Source organism: Thermotoga sp. Mc24, from assembly GCF_000784835.1.
Taxonomy (GTDB): Bacteria; Thermotogota; Thermotogae; order Thermotogales; family Thermotogaceae; genus Thermotoga.
The window spans coordinates 26,421-42,820 of sequence record NZ_JSFH01000008.1; the positions used below are offsets into that span (position 1 = coordinate 26,421).

The following is a 16,400-nucleotide window of genomic DNA, read 5'->3' on the forward strand; positions in this document are numbered from 1 at the left end:
GAGTATGATAGGTGAGCATCCTTACGTGAAATGGGCAATAAAGGTCATAGAAAATTATGTGAGATATGGAAGAGTGATCGAACCCGATGAAAGTGTTCCTGAGGAGCTTTTCAAAAGGAGAGCCGGTGCTTTTGTGACTCTCCACAAAACGGACGGTTCTCTGAGAGGCTGCATAGGAACCTACCTTCCCACAAAGCCGAATCTTGCTCTCGAGATAAGAGATAACGCCATCGCGGCTGCCACTCAGGATCCAAGGTTTCCTCCGGTCTTGCCCGACGAACTCGACGATATCGTTGTGCATGTGGATGTTCTCAGTTCTCCTGAACCAGTGAAGGATATCTCTGAGCTCGACCCGAAAAAATACGGTGTGATAGTGGTGAAAGGCTGGAGGAGAGGACTTTTGCTTCCGGACATAGAAGGTGTGGATACGGTCGAAGAACAGCTCAGAATAGCGAAACTGAAAGCTGGAATTCCTGAATGGGACGACGATGTGGAGATTTACAGGTTCACGGTTGAACGCTACAAATGAGGAGGATGGGATATGGAGAGAATGGCTTTGCACTTTGAAATTCTTGAGGATGAGAAAGTTAAGTGTCTTCTGTGCCCGCATGAGTGTGTACTCGGTAACGGACAAACTGGTTTGTGTGGAGCGAGAAAGAATAGAAACGGTTCCCTGGTGAGTCTGAACTACGGTGAGGTAACGGCGATCGCCATGGATCCTATAGAGAAGAAACCGCTTTTCCACTTCAACCCCGGTGAGCAGATATTCTCCGTGGGAACTTTCGGCTGCAATTTCAAGTGTGGTTTCTGTCAGAATTGGGGGATTTCACAGGCAAAGCCAGAAACCAAAAGAGTTACTCCCGAACAGCTTGTTAAGATAGCCCAGATGAACAGGAACTCCAAAGGAATCGCTTTCACGTACAACGAACCTCTTATCTGGTACGAGTTCGTTCTTGACACGTCGCGTGTGGCGGTAAAGGAGGGTATGTATTGTGTTCTTGTAACCAATGGTTTTATAAACGAGGAACCTCTTGAACTCCTCTTTCAGTCTGTGCATGCGATGAACATAGATCTCAAGGGATTCAACAGAGATTTCTACAGGGAGATCGGAGGAGATTTGGACGTGGTCCTCAGAAACATAGAGAAGGTTTACAACGCTGGTATCCACGTTGAGCTCACCACACTGATAATTCCGGGAAAGAACGACGACAAAGAAGACCTGAGAAGAGAATTCGAGTGGATCGCCGATCTGGACAAGGACATTCCTCTTCATATAAGCCGCTACTTCCCAAATTACAAGTACACCATACCTCCAACGCCTGTCGAAGAGCTCATCGAGATATACGAGATGGCCAGGGAATATCTGAATTTCGTTTACCTCGGCAACGTGTGGGACGAAAGATACGAGAGCACTTTCTGTCCAGATTGTGGAAGTCTTGTGATCAGAAGACAGGGCTATGAAGTGGAAAAGATGGGTCTGGATGAGGAAGGGAAGTGCACAAAATGTGGCCGTCAGATAGCAACGATCATCGGTTAACCAGAAGAAACATCATCATCTTTTCTTCTCTCCTTCTGGGATCTCTTGCGATTCTCTTGACTTTACTTCTCATTCGAACGAAAGATCAGTATTATGAGCTCAGAGATTTCGCTCTCGGAACGAGTGTAAGGATAGTCGTTTCTTCTCAGAAGATAAATCCCAGAACGATCGCAGAAGCCATTCTGGAAGACATGAAGAGAATCACCTACAAGTTTTCTTTCACGGATGAAAGAAGCGTTGTGAAAAGGATAAACGATCATCCCGACGAATGGGTTGAGGTGGATGAAGAGACCTACAGTTTGATCAAAGCGGCCTGCGCGTTTGCAGAACTCACAGATGGAGCGTTCGATCCAGCGTTAGGAAGGCTTCTCGAACTCTGGGGGTTTACCGGGAACTACGAAAATCTCAGGGTACCTTCTCCGGAAGAGATCGAAGAAGCTCTGAAGCATACCGGGTATAAAAACGTTCTCTTCGACGATAAGAACATGAGAGTGATGGTTAAAAACGGTGCGAAGATCGATCTTGGTGGTATAGCGAAAGGGTACGCCCTCGACAGAGCCAGGCAGATAGCCCTCTCTTTTGATGAGAACGCAACGGGTTTTGTCGAAGCGGGTGGGGATATTCGCGTTATCGGGCCAAAGTTTGGAAAGTATCCGTGGGTGATAGGAGTAAAGAATCCCAGGGAAGACGGTGTGATAGATTACATCTATCTGAAATCCGGAGCGGTTGCGACTTCCGGTGATTACGAAAGATATTTCGTTGTGGACGGTGTCAGGTATCATCATATTCTCGATCCTTCAACAGGGTATCCTGCCCGCGGTGTGTGGAGTGTAACGGTCATAGCCGAAGATGCCACCACGGCTGACGCTCTCTCCACAGCGGGCTTTGTGATGGCCGGAAAGGACTGGAGGAAAGTGACACTCGATTTTCCAAATATGGGCGCTCACCCGCTGATAGTTCTTGAAGGAGGAGCGATCGAAAAGTCTGAGACCTTCAAGCTGTTCGAAAGAGAGTGAAAAAGGTGAGGAGTTTCTTCAGAAAAAAAGATGTGGTGCTGATTCTTCTGATCTTCGTTGTTCTCATCTTTTCAATACTCGCTTCAGAGAAGAAAGGAAGCAAGGTTGTGGTTCAAGGGAAAGACTTCAGAAGGATTCTATCGAAACCAGGAACGTACGACATAACAGAGAACGGAAAATTCCTCATGAAGGTGGAATTCGATGGGAATAGGGTCAGAGTCGTTGAGTCAACCTGTCCTCTGAAACTGTGCGTGAAAACCGGATGGGTTGGTCCAAGAGGAACCATCATCTGTGTGCCAAACGAGGTGATAATATTCTTCGAGGAAAAGACAGATTACGATACCGTGACCTGGTGAGGAGGATAGCACTTCTTTCAGTTTTGACTGCTCTCTCTTCTACTTTTTATGTCTTGGAGAATCTGCTTCCTTTTCCGGTGCCGTTCGGAAGATGGGGATTTTCTAACTCGATAGTTCTCATGATAGCTTCGGAAATTGGTTTTGGAGATGCTCTGATCGTCGCATCTGCAAAGAGCATTTTGGGTGCTCTCTTTTCCGGCAGGTTTCTTTCTCCATCTTTTCTAACTGGATTCTTCGGTGCCGTTTCCGCTGCCCTGGTGGAAGCGTTTCTGGCCCGGTTCGATTTTGGTTACTTGAGCTTGAGTGCAATGGGATCTTTTGTGAACAACCTTGTTCAGCTCATCGTCATATCTTTTCTAGTTGAAAGCACGAAGACCTTCTTGCTCTTTCCTTTGATGGTGATACTCGGTCTTGTCTCGGGAACAGTCAACGCCTTCCTGGCAAGCAGGATGGGAGGGATAGTGTTTGAGAATTATTCTCGCTTCTTCTTCGCCCAGAAGAAGGCAGCTGATGAAGTTGCTGGGGATAGAGTTCGAAGTTGAAAAGCCTGATGTTGAAGAGGAGTTTCTTGAAAGTCCCGAAGAGACCGTTAGAGAACTCTCGTTGAGAAAAGCGGAGTGGGTGTTCAAAAAGAGGAAAGAAGAGGGAATACTCGTCATTGGATCCGATACGGTGGTGGTTTTGGATGGTAACATACTGGGAAAGCCGGAGTCTCTGGAAGAAGCGAAAGGTATGTTGAAGAAGCTTTCTGGAAAATGGCACGTGGTTTACACAGGGGTGGCGTTCGTCTCCAGTGAAACGAAAGACGTGTTCGTTTCTTCAACGAAGGTCAGGTTCAGAGAACTCCCAGAGAGTGTGATTGATTACTACGTTGAGAAATACAGACCTCTCGACAAAGCGGGGGCTTATGGGATACAGGATTTCGCGGCCGTCTTCGTCGAAAAAATAGAAGGAGACTTTTTCACTGTGGTGGGATTTCCTCTTGGAATGGTCTGGCAGTACCTCTATGAAAAGGGATGGTGGAAGGTTGCTTCCAAGAGAGAGGATGATAAAGGCGGGGCCAGAGTCGCTTTCGGTTGAAGAACTCGTCGCCATAGTGTTGAGAACTGGAAAGAAGGGAAAACACGTTCTCGAACTTTCAAAGGATCTTCTTGAAAGGTTTGACGGCTCGTTGATAAAACTCTCGAACGCAGGTCTCGAAGAGATAGCTTCGGTCGAAGGGGTCGGTATGGTCAAGGCCATCACTCTGAAAGCCGCTCTGGAGCTTGGAAAAAGACTTCACAGAGAACTGGAAAGGATACCGGAGAAGCTGGACTCTTCCGTGAAAGTTTACAAATACTGCCAGGAGATGGTGTATCTTGAGAGGGAAATTGTGAAGGTGATCTGTCTCGATACGAAGCTCAACGTTATAGGAGAAAACACACTCACTGTTGGAACTTCTGACAGGAGTTTGATACATCCGCGGGACGTGTTCCGAACGGCTATCAGGGCTAATGCATCTGGAGTGATCGTCGTTCACAACCATCCTTCTGGTGATCCCACTCCCAGCAAAGAAGATCGTTTGATCACGGAAAGGTTGAAACGAGCGGGAGAGATCCTTGGGGTGAGTCTTGTGGATCACGTCATCGTATCGAGACGAGGATATTTCAGCTTCAGGGAGGAGGGAGAACTTTGATCAGCAGAGAAAGGGCAATGGAGCTGTTGAAAACCCACGTTAAAACGAAAAATCTTGTGAAGCACTGTCTTGCAGCGGAAGCTGTTATGAGAGCTCTCGCTAGGGAATTCAACGAGGACGAAGAAAAATGGGGTCTTGCCGGACTTCTTCACGATCTAGATTACGACTACACCAAAGATAAACCCGAGGAACATGGCTTGAAGACCCTGGAGATCCTGAAAGATGAGGACGTACCCGAAGACGTTCTCAACGCTATTCTGGCCCACTGCGAAAAGAAAACTCCAGAAACTTTGATGGAGAAGGCTTTGTATGCGGTGGATCCAACCACTGGTTTTATAGTAGCGGCCGCACTGATCAGACCAGAGAAGAAACTGGATGTTATCGATGTGGATTTTCTGCTGAGGAGATTCAAGGAAAAGGCCTTTGCGAAGGGAGCGAGTAGGGAACAGATGAGAACCTGTGAAAACTTTGGACTCTCTCTTGAGAAATTTCTGGAAATCTCCCTTGAGGCGATGAAATCAATCGCCTCCGAACTCGGTCTGTGAGGTGATTTCTCATGATAGAGTACATGATCGAGGAAGCAATAGCGAGGTACAGAGAATCTTACGAGTTCAAGCCTTTCAGAGAAAGCGCGGGTATCGAAGATGTGAGAAGTGCTATAGAGCACACGAATCTGAAACCGTTTGCCACACCAGACGATATAAAAAAACTCTGTCTTGAAGCAAGGGAAAATCGTTTCTATGGAGTCTGTGTGAATCCGTGTTATGTGAAACTGGCTCGTGAAGAACTCGAAGGAACCGATGTGAAAGTCGTCACCGTTGTTGGTTTTCCACTGGGAGCGAACGAAACTCGGACGAAAGCCCATGAAGCGATCTTCGCTGTTGAGAATGGAGCCGATGAGATCGATATGGTCATCAACGTTGGCATGCTCAAGGCAAAGGAGTGGGAGTACGTTTACGAGGATATAAGAAGTGTTGTCGAATCAGTGAAGGGAAAAGTCGTGAAAGTGATCATTGAAACGTGCTATCTGGATACGGAAGAAAAGATAGCAGCGTGTGTCATCTCCAAACTCGCTGGAGCTCATTTCGTGAAGACTTCTACAGGATTTGGAACGGGAGGGGCAACTGCAGAAGACGTTCATCTCATGAAGTGGATCGTGGGAAACGAGATGGGTGTAAAAGCTTCCGGAGGAATCAAAACCTTTGAAGACGCTGTTAAGATGATCGTGTACGGTGCTGATAGAATAGGAACGAGTTCAGGTGTCAAGATTATTCAGGAGGGAGAAGATAAATATGGAGGTTGAACGTCTTTCACTCAAGGATTTCTGTGATATGGTTGCGGAGAGAAAGCCAACTCCTGGTGGGGGAGCAGTTGGATCAGTCGTGGGAGCCATGGCGTGTGCCCTCGCTGAAATGGTTGCGAATTTCACCAGGAAGAAAAAGGGTTACGAAGATGTGGAACCGGAGATGGAGAGGATAGTTGAGGCAATGGAAGAAGCGAGACTGAAACTCTTCGATCTTTCAAAGAAAGACATGGAAGCCTTTGAAAAGGTCATGAAAGCTTACAAATCCTCTGAAGGAGAGCTTCAGGATGCTCTGAAGGAAGCCGCTTCTGTACCGATGGACGTGATAAGGGTGATGAAAGACCTCGCACACGAGCTCGAGAAGCTCGCCGAATTTGGAAACAAGAATCTGGCATCGGACACGTTGAACGCCGCAGATCTCTGCCGCGCGGTCTTTCAGGTTGAAAAGGTGAACGTTCTGATCAATTTGAAAGAGATTTCAGACGAGACTTTCAGGAAAAACATGCTGGAAGAGCTCGAAGAACAGGAAGCACAGATTGAAGGGTGCTATCAGAGGGTGAAGAAGATGCTGGAGGGAATCGTGTGGAGTTCGAAGTGAAAAAAACTTTCGGAAAAGCAAGACGGGGAACCATAAAGCTTCACCATGGAGCTGTTGAAACTCCTGTTTTCATGCCGGTTGGAACCAACGCGAACGTGAAGCTTCTCACTCCCAGAGATCTGGAAGAAGCGGGAGCGGAGATAATTCTTTCGAACACGTTTCACCTCATGTTGAAGCCCGGTGTGGAGATCATAAAGCTCCACAAAGGACTTCACAACTTCATGGGATGGAAAAAACCGATACTCACCGACAGCGGAGGGTTTCAAGTTTTCAGTCTTCCAAAGATCAGGATAGACGATGAAGGTGTGGTCTTCAGATCTCCTATTGACGGTTCGAAAGTTTTCCTGAATCCAGAGATATCCATGGAGGTTCAGATCGCTCTGGGATCGGATATCTGCATGGTTTTCGATCACTGTCCTGTACCCGATGCCGATTACGAAGAGGTGAAAGAGGCAACAGAGAGGACCTATCGGTGGGCTTTGAGATCTAAAAAGGTTTTCAAAACAGAGAATCAAGCACTCTTTGGAATCGTTCAGGGAGGGATCTACCCGGATCTGCGGAGAGAAAGCGCTCTTCAGATCACATCGATTGGATTCGATGGATACGCCGTAGGAGGATTGAGCGTAGGTGAAGAAAGATCCCTCACTCTTGAAATGACCGAAGTCACGGTGGAGTTTCTTCCAGAAGATAAGCCCCGTTATTTCATGGGAGGAGGGTCTCCAGAACTCATACTCGAGCTCGTTGAACGAGGAGTGGATATGTTCGACAGTGTTTTTCCAACCAGGATAGCAAGACACGGAACTGCTCTCACCTGGAATGGGAAACTCAACCTCAAGGCCTCTTACAACAAGCGATCCCTCGAACCGGTGGACGAAAGGTGCGGGTGTTATACCTGCAGGAATTTCACGCGGTCTTATATCCATCACCTCTTCGATCGAGGAGAGGTTCTTGGACAGATACTACTCACGATTCACAACATCAACTTCATGATCTCTCTGATGAAGGAAGTAAGGCATTCTATAGAGAACGGAACTTTCAGGGAACTAAAAGGCAAAGTGGTGGAAGTCTATTCTTCAGGGGGTGTGAGTGTATGAAGAAGGTTTTTATTTTGATTCTCGCGATTTCAACATTGACAGTGGCTTCCCAGCTCGAGATTTTTTCCTATTCTGGTGAGTGGGCTTTCTTCGAAAATCCCGCGCGGCTTCTTTCCATGAACAAACAGGGAGTCATGGGTTCGTATCAGGTGTTTTCAAGCGGAAGCGAATCTCTGGGAACCTTCCTGGTTGGACTCTTCCAGACTCCCGCACCAAACATCGCTGGAGTGTTGTATTTGAAAAGAAGCACTCTAACGGAATCCAGCTACAGGACCACGATCGAATACGATGCGGCTTTTTCGCCAGAGGAGAGCTTGAGTGTCGGAGCTGGTGTTTCTTTCACTATGGATCAGGAAGAGAGAAAAGAGATCGATCTTCATGGAGGTGTTTCTGGTTACTTGTTCAAAGATGTTGGTTTTGGCGTCAGCGTTCGGGATTTCACCCTCTGGAGTCAGAAAGGAACTTACATGGGAGGAACTTATCTTTTGAAGCTTTTCTACGATTCCTCCAGGAAAAACAGGTTCTCCTACTCTCTGGTATTTGACCAGGAAGTGTTGGAAAACAGAATAGATTTCACGATCGGATCGGAACAAAAAGCTGGTCTGGGAGTTTCGATGCTGAGCAACACCAAGACAAAAGAAGGTGCCGTGAAAATCTCTCTTGGTTTCTACGCAACTGTGAACAACGTATCTGTAGGTTTTGACACGTTCATCATCAGTTCACCTGTGAGTAGCGATCCTTTTTCGGAGTATTACTACACTCAGGGAACGGGCATCAAATTTGCTGTGAGGTGGTGAGAACTTGTTCACCAGACTGATCCTGACGGCGGTAACAGTTGTTGTTTCTTATCTGGTTTTCAAGTGGCTGTTCAAGCTCATCGAAAAGAGTGTGGAAAAGCTCGGAAAAGAGCTTCAGATGAGAAATACCATTAGATTCTTCCTTGGATTGATCATCTCTGTGATTGCGGTGATGGTGGTTCTCGACATATGGAATCTGAGCCTCGCGCCACTTCTTGCTGGGGTTGGTATCGGAGGTCTTGTCATAGGTCTCGCTCTTCAGGAACCGCTGGCCAATTTCTTCTCCGGTCTGTTCCTTCTCGTGTCTCGAGCTGTCAAGGAAGGAGAGGCTCTGGAAGCTGGTGGAGTCTCTGGAACCGTCGAAGTGGTGAATTTGAATCATACCGTGATCAGGACCTGGGATGGTCGAAGGGTGATGATACCAAACAAGGCTGTCTGGAACGACAAGATAATACACTTCTGGCCTTCAAACGTTAGAAGACAGGAAATAGTGGTGGGAGTTCCTTACTCGGCTGATTTGAGGAAAGTGGTGGAGATCTTCCAGAAAGCGCTGGAAGACGAAGAAACCGTTGAAAAAGATCCGGCACCAGCTATTGTTTTCTCCGCGTTCAACAGTTCTTCCATAGACTTCATTATCAGATTCTGGGTCAACCGTGATAACTTCTTCGAAGGTGTGAAGAGATTGGCTTTCAGAATAAAGGATTATCTAGAAAAAGAGGGAATCTACATACCTTTCCCACAACTCGACGTGCATTTTGACGAAGAATTCATAAGGATGTGGAAGCATGAAGGCTCTGAAAATAAGAGTTGAGGGGATCGTTCAAGGAGTGGGTTTTCGATATTTCACAAGGAGAGTCGCGAAATCTCTTGGTGTGAATGGTTATGTGATGAACATGGATGATGGGTCTGTCTTCATACACGCCGAAGGTGATGAGAATGTCCTTCGGCGTTTTTTGAGTGAGATCGCGAAAGGTCCACCCGCGGCGGTTGTGACGAACGTGAGTGTGGAAGAAACAACGCCTGAGGGATACGAGGATTTCACGATCAGGTATTATTAAAAACATGTTTAGTTTAGTAGGTGGATTAAGTTAAACTACCTATTCAACGCAAAGAAATCGTAACATTAAATGCGCTACTCCTTAGATGATTGGAAACCTGGTATTAATGAGAAGCGTCTAATATGAGAGAAGGTCCTTCGGAGGTGTTTCGATGTTCGAGAATCTTCAGGAGAAGCTGTCCAGAGTTTTTAAGAATCTGTCTGGACGCGGAAAGATCACAGAAAAGAATGTAAAAGACGCGATCAGGGAAGTGAAACTTTCCCTGCTTGAAGCCGATGTCAACTACAAAGTTGTGAAAGAATTCGTGGACCACGTCCTCCAAAAAGCTCTTGGAGAGGAAGTTCTCAGAAGTCTCACACCAGACCAGCAGTTCATAAAGATAGTGAGAGACGAGCTGGTAAGAATCATGGGAGAAAAGAACGAACCACTGAGACTCGTTCACAGACCATCTCCCATAATGATGGTGGGACTCCAGGGAAGTGGAAAGACCACAACGTGTGCAAAACTCGCGAAACTTCTCAAAAAAGAGGGAAGAAATCCTTTGCTTGTAGCAGCGGATCTGTACCGCCCCGCAGCCGTTGATCAGCTTGTGAAACTTGGAAATCAGATTGGTGTAAATGTTGTTCACGATTACAACAAAACACCAGTTGAGATAGTAAAGAAAGCTGTGGACGTTGCTGAGAGTACAGGAAAAGATGTCCTGATAGTGGATACTGCTGGTCGACTTCACATAGACGAAGAAATGATGAAAGAGTTGGAAGAGATAAAGAAAATTCTGAATCCAGATGAAATCCTGCTCGTCGTTGACGCGATGATGGGACAGGATGCGGTTAATACCGCCAAGGTGTTCGATGAAAGACTCGACTTAACGGGATTCGTTGTAACGAAGATGGACGGAGATGCGAGAGGCGGTGTCATCCTTTCCATAAAATACGTGACGGGAAAACCAGTTAAATTCATCGGAATGAGTGAAAAACTCGATGGTCTTGAGCCGTTTCATCCAGACAGAATCGCAAACCGAATCCTGGGAATGGGAGATGTTCTTTCACTGATCGAGAAAGTGGAAAGAGAACTCGATCAGGAAAAGATGAAAAAGAGTGCGGAAAAGTTCCTGAAGGCGGAATTCACCCTGGAAGATTTCAAAGAACAACTTCAGGAAATGAAAAAACTCGGTCCTCTTTCTTCCATTCTTGAGATGCTCCCGGGTGCACCAAAGATCGATGTGGAAGTGAGTGAAAAAGAACTGAAAAAGATCGAAGCCATCATAAATTCGATGACTATAGAGGAAAGGAGAAATCCAGATATAATAAACGCCAGTAGAAAAAGAAGAATCGCACGCGGAAGTGGAACCACCGTCCAGGATGTGAACAAACTTCTCAAAAGTTATGAACAGATGAAAACTCTCATGAAGAGAATGAAAAAAGGCAGATTCAAAATACCATTTGGATTCTGAGGAGGTGTGTTCGGTGGTAAGGATCAGACTCACAAGGATGGGAAAAAGACACCAGCCTTTCTACAGGATAGTCGTTGTTGATAGCAGGAAGAGGAGAGATGGTGCTTACATCGAGTCTCTTGGATACTACAACCCTCTGAAAGAAGGGGAAATAAAGATCGATGTGGAAAGAGCCGTGGAATGGATTCTGAAAGGAGCTCAGCCGAGCGACACTGTGAGGGATATCTTCAGAAAATTCGGGGTTATGAAGAGGGTCCACGAGATAAAGTACGGAAAGAAAGAGGAGGCCACGGCTGAATGAAGGAGCTCCTCGAGAAGATTCTTCGGGGAATAGTGAAGCATCCCGAAGAGGTTGTGGTCATGGAGTTCGACGAAGAAGGAAAGAAAGTATACGAAATCGTTGTGAACGAAGAAGATGTTGGACAGGTCATAGGAAAAGATGGAAGAACGATAAAATCTTTGAAGATACTTTTGAGTGCGCTCATGGGAGATTCTAAGGAGATCACCATCAAGGTGGTCCGGTGAGAGTATGATAAGAACCATTCAAGACCTGTTGGATGAAAGAGTAGCGATTGGAAAGATCGTCAACACACACGGCCTCAAGGGAGAGGTCAAGTTCTTTCCTTACACGAACTCTGAAGAAATCGTGAAGAACCTCTCCGATGTGATTCTTTATAACAGCGAGAAGAAGGCGTTTTACAACCTCACCGTTGAGTCTGTGAGGAGGATGAACAAGCTCTTTCTCATCAGGTTCAAATCGATAGACACGATAGAAGCCGCAGAAAAGATCAAAGGCTGTGAAGTCTTCGTAAAATACGAGGAACTACCAAAGCTCAACGAAGACGAATACTACTTTTACGAAATACTGGACTGCGATGTTTTCTACGAGTCTGGTGAAAACGTTGGAAAAGTAGTTGACATAATAGAAACCGGTTCGAACGACGTACTCGTGGTGAGGAAAAAGAAGAAAGAAACCCTGATCCCCATGACGAAGGACTGTATCGTTGAGATCGATAAAGGTGCGAAAAGGATCATAGCAAAGGAAATGGAGTGGATTTGATGAGGATCACCATTGTAACAATATTCCCTGAAATGGTCGAAGTTATAAAAAAGTACGGCGTCATAGCCCGGGCGGTAGAGAGAGGCATCGTGGAGATAAACGTGGAGAATTTGAGGGATTACACCACCGACAGACACAGAACGGTTGACGATTATCAATACGGCGGCGGATACGGCATGGTGATGAAACCTGAACCTTTCTTCAGATTCTACGAAAGTTACGTAGAAAAATACGGAAAACCTTACGTTGTTCTCACAAGTCCGCAGGGAAGAATTTTCAACTACAAGATAGCAGAAGAACTTTCAAAAAAGGAAGACATCGTTATATTCTGTGGAAGGTACGAAGGAATAGATGAAAGAGTGATGAGCATCGTTGACGATGAAATATCCATAGGAGACTACATACTCACAGGTGGAGAGCTACCCGCAATGGTCATAACTGACGCTGTTGTGAGGCTTGTACCGGGTGTTGTCGAGAGAGAATCTGTAGAAAGAGAATCGTTTCATCAGGGACTGCTTGATCATCCCGTTTACACACGGCCTTATGAGTACAAGGGTATGAAAGTTCCAGATGTTCTCCTCTCTGGAGACCACGAAAAGGTGGAACTCTGGAGAAGAAAGGAGAGCATAAAGAAAACACTGGCAAAGAGGCCAGATCTTTTCTTAGCGAAGGAACTGGACGAAATGGACAAATTGGCTATAATAGAGTTGTTCAGGGAGATGATGGAGAAATGTTAGAGAAGGTGTACGTGGCCCTGATTCACTACCCAATAAAAGGAAAAGACGGCAGCATCATATCAACGGCCGTGACAAACCTTGATGTCCACGATATAGCAAGGACCGCGAGAACGTACAACCTCAAGGGATACTACATTGTGACTAACCTCAGAGCGCAGCAGGATATGGTAAGCAAGATGCTGAAGTTCTGGAGAGAAGGTTTTGGAAGCCGGTACAACCCTTCCAGAACGGAATCTCTCACACTTGTGAAGCTCAAATCCTATCTGGAAGATGTGTTGGAAGACATAGAAATCCTCGAAGGAGAAAGACCTTTGATCTTCTTCACCTCTGCGAAAAAACGCGAAAATGATATTTCTTTCGAAGAGGGAAGAAGAATAATCATGGAAACCGAGAAACCTGTTCTCATACTTCTCGGTACAGGCTGGGGTCTTCCCGATGAAATTCTCGAGATATCCGATTACGTACTGGAGCCCATAAGGGCGCAGTCTGATTTCAACCATCTTTCCGTGAGAGCGGCTGCTGCCATCATCATCGATCGGTTGATAGGAGAAAATTACGCGAGGAGGGATTGAAGATGGATCATCTTGTGAAAATCATCGAAAAGAAATATGAAAAAAAGGAGATTCCCGATTTCAGACCAGGAGACACCGTGAGGGTACACGTGAAAGTTATAGAAGGTGACAGAGAAAGAACACAGGTGTTTGAAGGAATCGTCATCGCAAAGAGAGGTTCCGGAATAAACAAAACGTTCACAGTGAGAAGAATAGGCAGCCACGGTGTTGGAGTAGAAAGGATCTTCCCCGTCCACTCCCCGGTTGTTGAGAAGATCGAGGTTGTGAGAAAGGGTAAGGTGAGGAGAGCCAAGCTCTACTACCTCAGGAACGTCAGAGGTAAGATCAGGATCAAGGAGCGCAGAGATTGATGAACCTGAAAAAAGAATCCGTGGAATGGATCAAGGCACTACTTTACGCACTGGTTGCAGCTACGATCGTGAGGCTCTACATATTCGAGACTATGCTGGTTCCAACTGGGTCGATGATCCCAACGATACAGATTGGGGATCGACTCTTCGTCGAAAAGATCACGTACACTGTACGTGAACCGCAGATAGGAGAGATTGTGGTTTTCTGGTCACCGTTCGTGGATGAAAGAGCAAGCCACATGCTTCGACTTTTCGATAAATTCATGGATCTCTTTTCTCCCAGTAAGTTCAGGGGTCATGTAAAGTACGTGAAGCGTCTCGTTGGAAAGGGTGGAGACGTCCTCGAAATAAAGGACGGAAAGCTCTACGTGAACGGTGAAATTCCGGAAGTTTTGAAGGACAGGTACTACGAACCGGAGGGAATCTTCAAGTACGAAGATTTTTACGATTGGCTGTACACGGCCAGCAAGCTGAGAAAAGACAAACAGGCGTACAGAGATTTCATATACGATATCGCGAAGAATTACGGTAGAACAGCGGCAGTTCTTGTTTTCTCCCTCATCGGGGAGGAAGGTCTAAGCTACGGAGAAGCTTTCCTCCCCGGTTTGTTGAACTATTTCGATCCATCCATGGTTTACTACGACGAGAAAACGAAGTCCTATTACATCCCAGGAATGATCTACCATGAGTTTTACGAGGAATATTACTCCAAACTCGATCTCAAGAAGTACGTCGGAAAAACAGATGATGGTACGATCAGAATAAGGGTGCCGGAAGGATTTTACTTTCTGATGGGGGACAACACAAAGGAAAGTCTTGACTGCAGATATTTCGGTTTTGTCCCGAAGGACCACATCATAGGATGGCCGATCTTGAGGATCTGGCCCTTTGAGAGGTTCGGTCCTATTCAGAAATACTAAGGATGAACAGAATCAAAAAAGCAGTAGAGATTTCCACTTCTGGTGACAACCACCACACGTTCTTCGCCAACAACGGGTTCTACGGTGCTCTCCCCGACCTTTCTTTCCCATCTTCTCTTTCCATCGAGTGTGAAGGAGTAAAGAACGTCCTCAGACACGAAGTATACGTATCCTTCCCTTGAAACAGCCACCGGAGAAGGAGTGGAAGCTGAGATGATTCTTTTCACATTCCCAGAAAGATCGATCGAGTAGATTCCATCTTCCGCGTTCACGAAAACGGTATCTCCGAAAGCTGAAAGTTGTGAATTCAACGAGAGAGGAAGTTTCTTTTTCCAGATCAAATCACCGTTCGTTCTGTTAACGCACAACAACCAGCCTGAGTTACTTCCAGTGATCACATATCCGTCGATGATTATCGGTTTCATCGTTAGAAGATATCCTGCGCGGGTTTTCCATCTCAAGGAACCATTCGAATAGAGAGAGTACAGACTTCTCGAAGTTCCAAAATAGACGACTCCGTTTTCATCGACCGTTACACCGGTTGAAATCCACTCTTCGTCTTTGAATCGCCACACGATGGAAGAATCGTGATCGATGAAGTACACTTCGCCGCTGTCGGTGGCAAGGTAAATACCGTAGGAATTCACTTCAAAAGCCTTTGAAACATCAGCCCCAAGATCGATTTTCCACACCAGCTGGCCGTTTCGAGATATGGCGTAGAGGAAGTTATCCCAGCTCGTTACGTAGATCCTTTCCATGAAAACGCGGGGTGGTGCTGTTATAACGAAACCTGTTCTGTAGCTCCAGAGTTTTCCTCCGCTCATCGAGATAGCGTGAACGATTCCTTCTACATCTGCTACAACCAGCAGATTCTCAAAAATGACAGGTGAAGATCTCACCTCGGCTTCCAAACCCAGCTGCCAGATCAGATCTCCCGGTATGTACATCTCACCCTGAGCAAGAACCGGAAAAACCCTTTGAGCTGTTCCGATCTTCTTCAAAGAGAAGGCTCCCACTCTGTAGAGGTCGTTACCTTTTGTGAAGAGGATTGAATCCTGGAGTTTTACAACCGATGTGGTGTTTCCACTTGCGATGTACTCCTTGAACGCTCTGGGAGACGTCAATTTTGCCGCGTTCAAGGTGATCACTTTGTTTCTGAAAAAGACGACCAGAAAGTCTTCGATCCATTCTAAGTCTTCTGCTTCTTCAAATTTCGAGAAGAAAACGACCTTCGGTGCCAGAACGTTTTCCAAATCCACCAGAAAAATCGTTCCATCGGAAGTTAAGGCGGCGAACGCTTTTTTATTTTTGTTTACAGAAATCTTGTTTATCTCTGCCTTGGCCTCTATCTTCCAGATCTCTTCGCTGTTTTTCATGAGAGAAACGTATTTTCCATGACCCACCAGCAGGTAGCCTTCGTAGAAATCGACGTCAGAAACGGATTGTTGAAAACTGATCTTGCCGTATTTGAAAGAAACGGGATCCAGAAGCAGAACCTCTTTTTCGCAGATTACCACCAAACGTTCATCGTTCCACTTCAATTTCTTTGCCGGTATTTTCAGCGATCGGATGATTTCTTTGCTCCTCAGATTGTACTCCAGGAGAGCGTTTCCGGTCGCAAAATATGCCGTATCCGAAACCACGACTCCATCGAGGGGAGAGAACGGAAGGACGATCTCCAGGTTCTTCTTCAAGGAGTCTCCTTCCACTTCCACGAGGGAGGCGAGGTTTCCCTGGACGACCATGAGTTGCGCTGAGAATAGGTAAGACGCGAGAAGGATGCAAAAGAAGACGATTTTCCTCCACATGTATTTCAACTCCGGCTGTTAAAATATGATCTGGTACAGTAAAAATATAGCACGAATCGAGGTGAA

The 16,400-nt window shown here is 46.1% G+C and carries 23 protein-coding genes; 22 read left to right on the forward strand and 1 reads right to left on the reverse strand.

All coding sequences use genetic code 11. From position 1 onward, the window contains the following. The first annotated feature begins 4 nt into the window (after nucleotides 1-4). The 22 genes from amrA (at nucleotide 5) to lepB (ending at nucleotide 14,526) form a co-directional block, all read left to right on the forward strand. Nucleotides 5-529, forward strand: coding sequence for an AmmeMemoRadiSam system protein A (gene amrA / locus MC24_RS03575; RefSeq protein ID WP_038052606.1), 525 nt, complete (start codon nucleotides 5-7; stop codon nucleotides 527-529). A gap of 12 nt (nucleotides 530-541) precedes the next feature. After that, nucleotides 542-1,537, forward strand: coding sequence for an AmmeMemoRadiSam system radical SAM enzyme (gene amrS / locus MC24_RS03580; RefSeq protein ID WP_038052608.1), 996 nt, complete (start codon nucleotides 542-544; stop codon nucleotides 1,535-1,537). Beyond that, complete coding sequence (locus MC24_RS03585; RefSeq protein ID WP_038052610.1) at nucleotides 1,504-2,553, forward strand: FAD:protein FMN transferase; 1,050 nt, start codon at nucleotides 1,504-1,506, stop codon at nucleotides 2,551-2,553. The genes amrS and MC24_RS03585 overlap by 34 nt, the downstream gene beginning before the upstream one ends. Before the next feature lie 35 nt (nucleotides 2,554-2,588). Beyond that, entirely contained in the window at nucleotides 2,589-2,909 is a 321-nt protein-coding gene (locus MC24_RS03590) for a NusG domain II-containing protein (protein WP_235280295.1), read from the forward strand. Then, nucleotides 2,906-3,451 carry a Gx transporter family protein gene (locus MC24_RS03595; RefSeq protein WP_038052616.1) on the forward strand — a complete coding sequence of 182 codons (546 nt, stop codon included), beginning with the start codon at nucleotides 2,906-2,908 and terminating at the stop codon, nucleotides 3,449-3,451. The genes MC24_RS03590 and MC24_RS03595 overlap by 4 nt, the downstream gene beginning before the upstream one ends. Further along, nucleotides 3,375-3,989 carry a Maf family nucleotide pyrophosphatase gene (locus MC24_RS03600; RefSeq protein ID WP_038052618.1) on the forward strand — a complete coding sequence of 205 codons (615 nt, stop codon included), beginning with the start codon at nucleotides 3,375-3,377 and terminating at the stop codon, nucleotides 3,987-3,989. The genes MC24_RS03595 and MC24_RS03600 overlap by 77 nt, the downstream gene beginning before the upstream one ends. Further along, nucleotides 3,916-4,584, forward strand: coding sequence for a RadC family protein (gene radC, locus MC24_RS03605; RefSeq protein WP_038050999.1), 669 nt, complete (start codon nucleotides 3,916-3,918; stop codon nucleotides 4,582-4,584). The genes MC24_RS03600 and radC overlap by 74 nt, the downstream gene beginning before the upstream one ends. Then, nucleotides 4,581-5,129, forward strand: a complete 549-nt coding sequence (locus MC24_RS03610; protein ID WP_038052621.1) for an HD domain-containing protein — start codon at nucleotides 4,581-4,583, stop codon at nucleotides 5,127-5,129. Before radC ends, MC24_RS03610 begins: the two co-directional genes overlap by 4 nt. A gap of 11 nt (nucleotides 5,130-5,140) precedes the next feature. After that, nucleotides 5,141-5,887 (forward strand): deoxyribose-phosphate aldolase, encoded by a 747-nt coding sequence (gene deoC, locus MC24_RS03615; RefSeq protein ID WP_038052627.1) that lies wholly within the window; start codon nucleotides 5,141-5,143, stop codon nucleotides 5,885-5,887. Beyond that, nucleotides 5,877-6,485: a cyclodeaminase/cyclohydrolase family protein gene (locus MC24_RS03620; RefSeq protein ID WP_038052628.1), complete on the forward strand. Its 609-nt coding sequence runs from the start codon at nucleotides 5,877-5,879 to the stop codon at nucleotides 6,483-6,485. The genes deoC and MC24_RS03620 overlap by 11 nt, the downstream gene beginning before the upstream one ends. Further along, a complete protein-coding gene (gene tgt / locus MC24_RS03625; RefSeq protein WP_038052629.1) occupies nucleotides 6,470-7,579 on the forward strand; it encodes a tRNA guanosine(34) transglycosylase Tgt in 1,110 nt (369 codons plus the stop codon). Before MC24_RS03620 ends, tgt begins: the two co-directional genes overlap by 16 nt. Next, on the forward strand, nucleotides 7,576-8,376 hold the full coding sequence (locus MC24_RS03630; RefSeq protein ID WP_038052632.1) for a hypothetical protein: 801 nt from the start codon (nucleotides 7,576-7,578) through the stop codon (nucleotides 8,374-8,376). The genes tgt and MC24_RS03630 overlap by 4 nt, the downstream gene beginning before the upstream one ends. A gap of 4 nt (nucleotides 8,377-8,380) precedes the next feature. Beyond that, nucleotides 8,381-9,187 (forward strand): mechanosensitive ion channel family protein, encoded by an 807-nt coding sequence (locus tag MC24_RS03635; protein WP_038052634.1) that lies wholly within the window; start codon nucleotides 8,381-8,383, stop codon nucleotides 9,185-9,187. After that, complete coding sequence (locus MC24_RS03640; protein WP_038052636.1) at nucleotides 9,162-9,434, forward strand: acylphosphatase; 273 nt, start codon at nucleotides 9,162-9,164, stop codon at nucleotides 9,432-9,434. The genes MC24_RS03635 and MC24_RS03640 overlap by 26 nt, the downstream gene beginning before the upstream one ends. Before the next feature lie 151 nt (nucleotides 9,435-9,585). Further along, the gene (ffh, locus tag MC24_RS03645) at nucleotides 9,586-10,887 is read left to right on the forward strand and encodes a signal recognition particle protein (RefSeq protein ID WP_038052638.1); all 1,302 of its coding nucleotides are present in this window, start codon (nucleotides 9,586-9,588) and stop codon (nucleotides 10,885-10,887) included. Nucleotides 10,888-10,900: 13 nt separating this feature from the next. Continuing rightward, a complete protein-coding gene (gene rpsP, locus MC24_RS03650) occupies nucleotides 10,901-11,188 on the forward strand; it encodes a 30S ribosomal protein S16 (RefSeq protein ID WP_004081979.1) in 288 nt (95 codons plus the stop codon). Beyond that, on the forward strand, nucleotides 11,185-11,412 hold the full coding sequence (locus tag MC24_RS03655) for a KH domain-containing protein (protein WP_004081981.1): 228 nt from the start codon (nucleotides 11,185-11,187) through the stop codon (nucleotides 11,410-11,412). Before rpsP ends, MC24_RS03655 begins: the two co-directional genes overlap by 4 nt. A gap of 4 nt (nucleotides 11,413-11,416) precedes the next feature. Then, nucleotides 11,417-11,947: a ribosome maturation factor RimM gene (rimM, locus tag MC24_RS03660; protein ID WP_012896407.1), complete on the forward strand. Its 531-nt coding sequence runs from the start codon at nucleotides 11,417-11,419 to the stop codon at nucleotides 11,945-11,947. Then, on the forward strand, nucleotides 11,947-12,684 hold the full coding sequence (gene trmD / locus MC24_RS03665) for a tRNA (guanosine(37)-N1)-methyltransferase TrmD (RefSeq protein WP_012896406.1): 738 nt from the start codon (nucleotides 11,947-11,949) through the stop codon (nucleotides 12,682-12,684). The genes rimM and trmD overlap by 1 nt, the downstream gene beginning before the upstream one ends. After that, nucleotides 12,678-13,256 carry an RNA methyltransferase gene (locus MC24_RS03670; protein ID WP_012896405.1) on the forward strand — a complete coding sequence of 193 codons (579 nt, stop codon included), beginning with the start codon at nucleotides 12,678-12,680 and terminating at the stop codon, nucleotides 13,254-13,256. The genes trmD and MC24_RS03670 overlap by 7 nt, the downstream gene beginning before the upstream one ends. A gap of 2 nt (nucleotides 13,257-13,258) precedes the next feature. Beyond that, on the forward strand, nucleotides 13,259-13,606 hold the full coding sequence (gene rplS / locus MC24_RS03675) for a 50S ribosomal protein L19 (RefSeq protein ID WP_004081989.1): 348 nt from the start codon (nucleotides 13,259-13,261) through the stop codon (nucleotides 13,604-13,606). Next, a complete protein-coding gene (lepB, locus tag MC24_RS03680; protein WP_038052640.1) occupies nucleotides 13,606-14,526 on the forward strand; it encodes a signal peptidase I in 921 nt (306 codons plus the stop codon). The genes rplS and lepB overlap by 1 nt, the downstream gene beginning before the upstream one ends. Here lepB and MC24_RS03685 read toward each other — a convergent pair. Continuing rightward, nucleotides 14,523-16,334: an outer membrane protein assembly factor BamB family protein gene (locus MC24_RS03685; protein ID WP_038052643.1), complete on the reverse strand. Its 1,812-nt coding sequence runs from the start codon at nucleotides 16,332-16,334 to the stop codon at nucleotides 14,523-14,525. The two genes, lepB and MC24_RS03685, sit on opposite strands and share 4 nt — an antisense overlap. Nucleotides 16,335-16,400 lie beyond the last annotated feature (66 nt).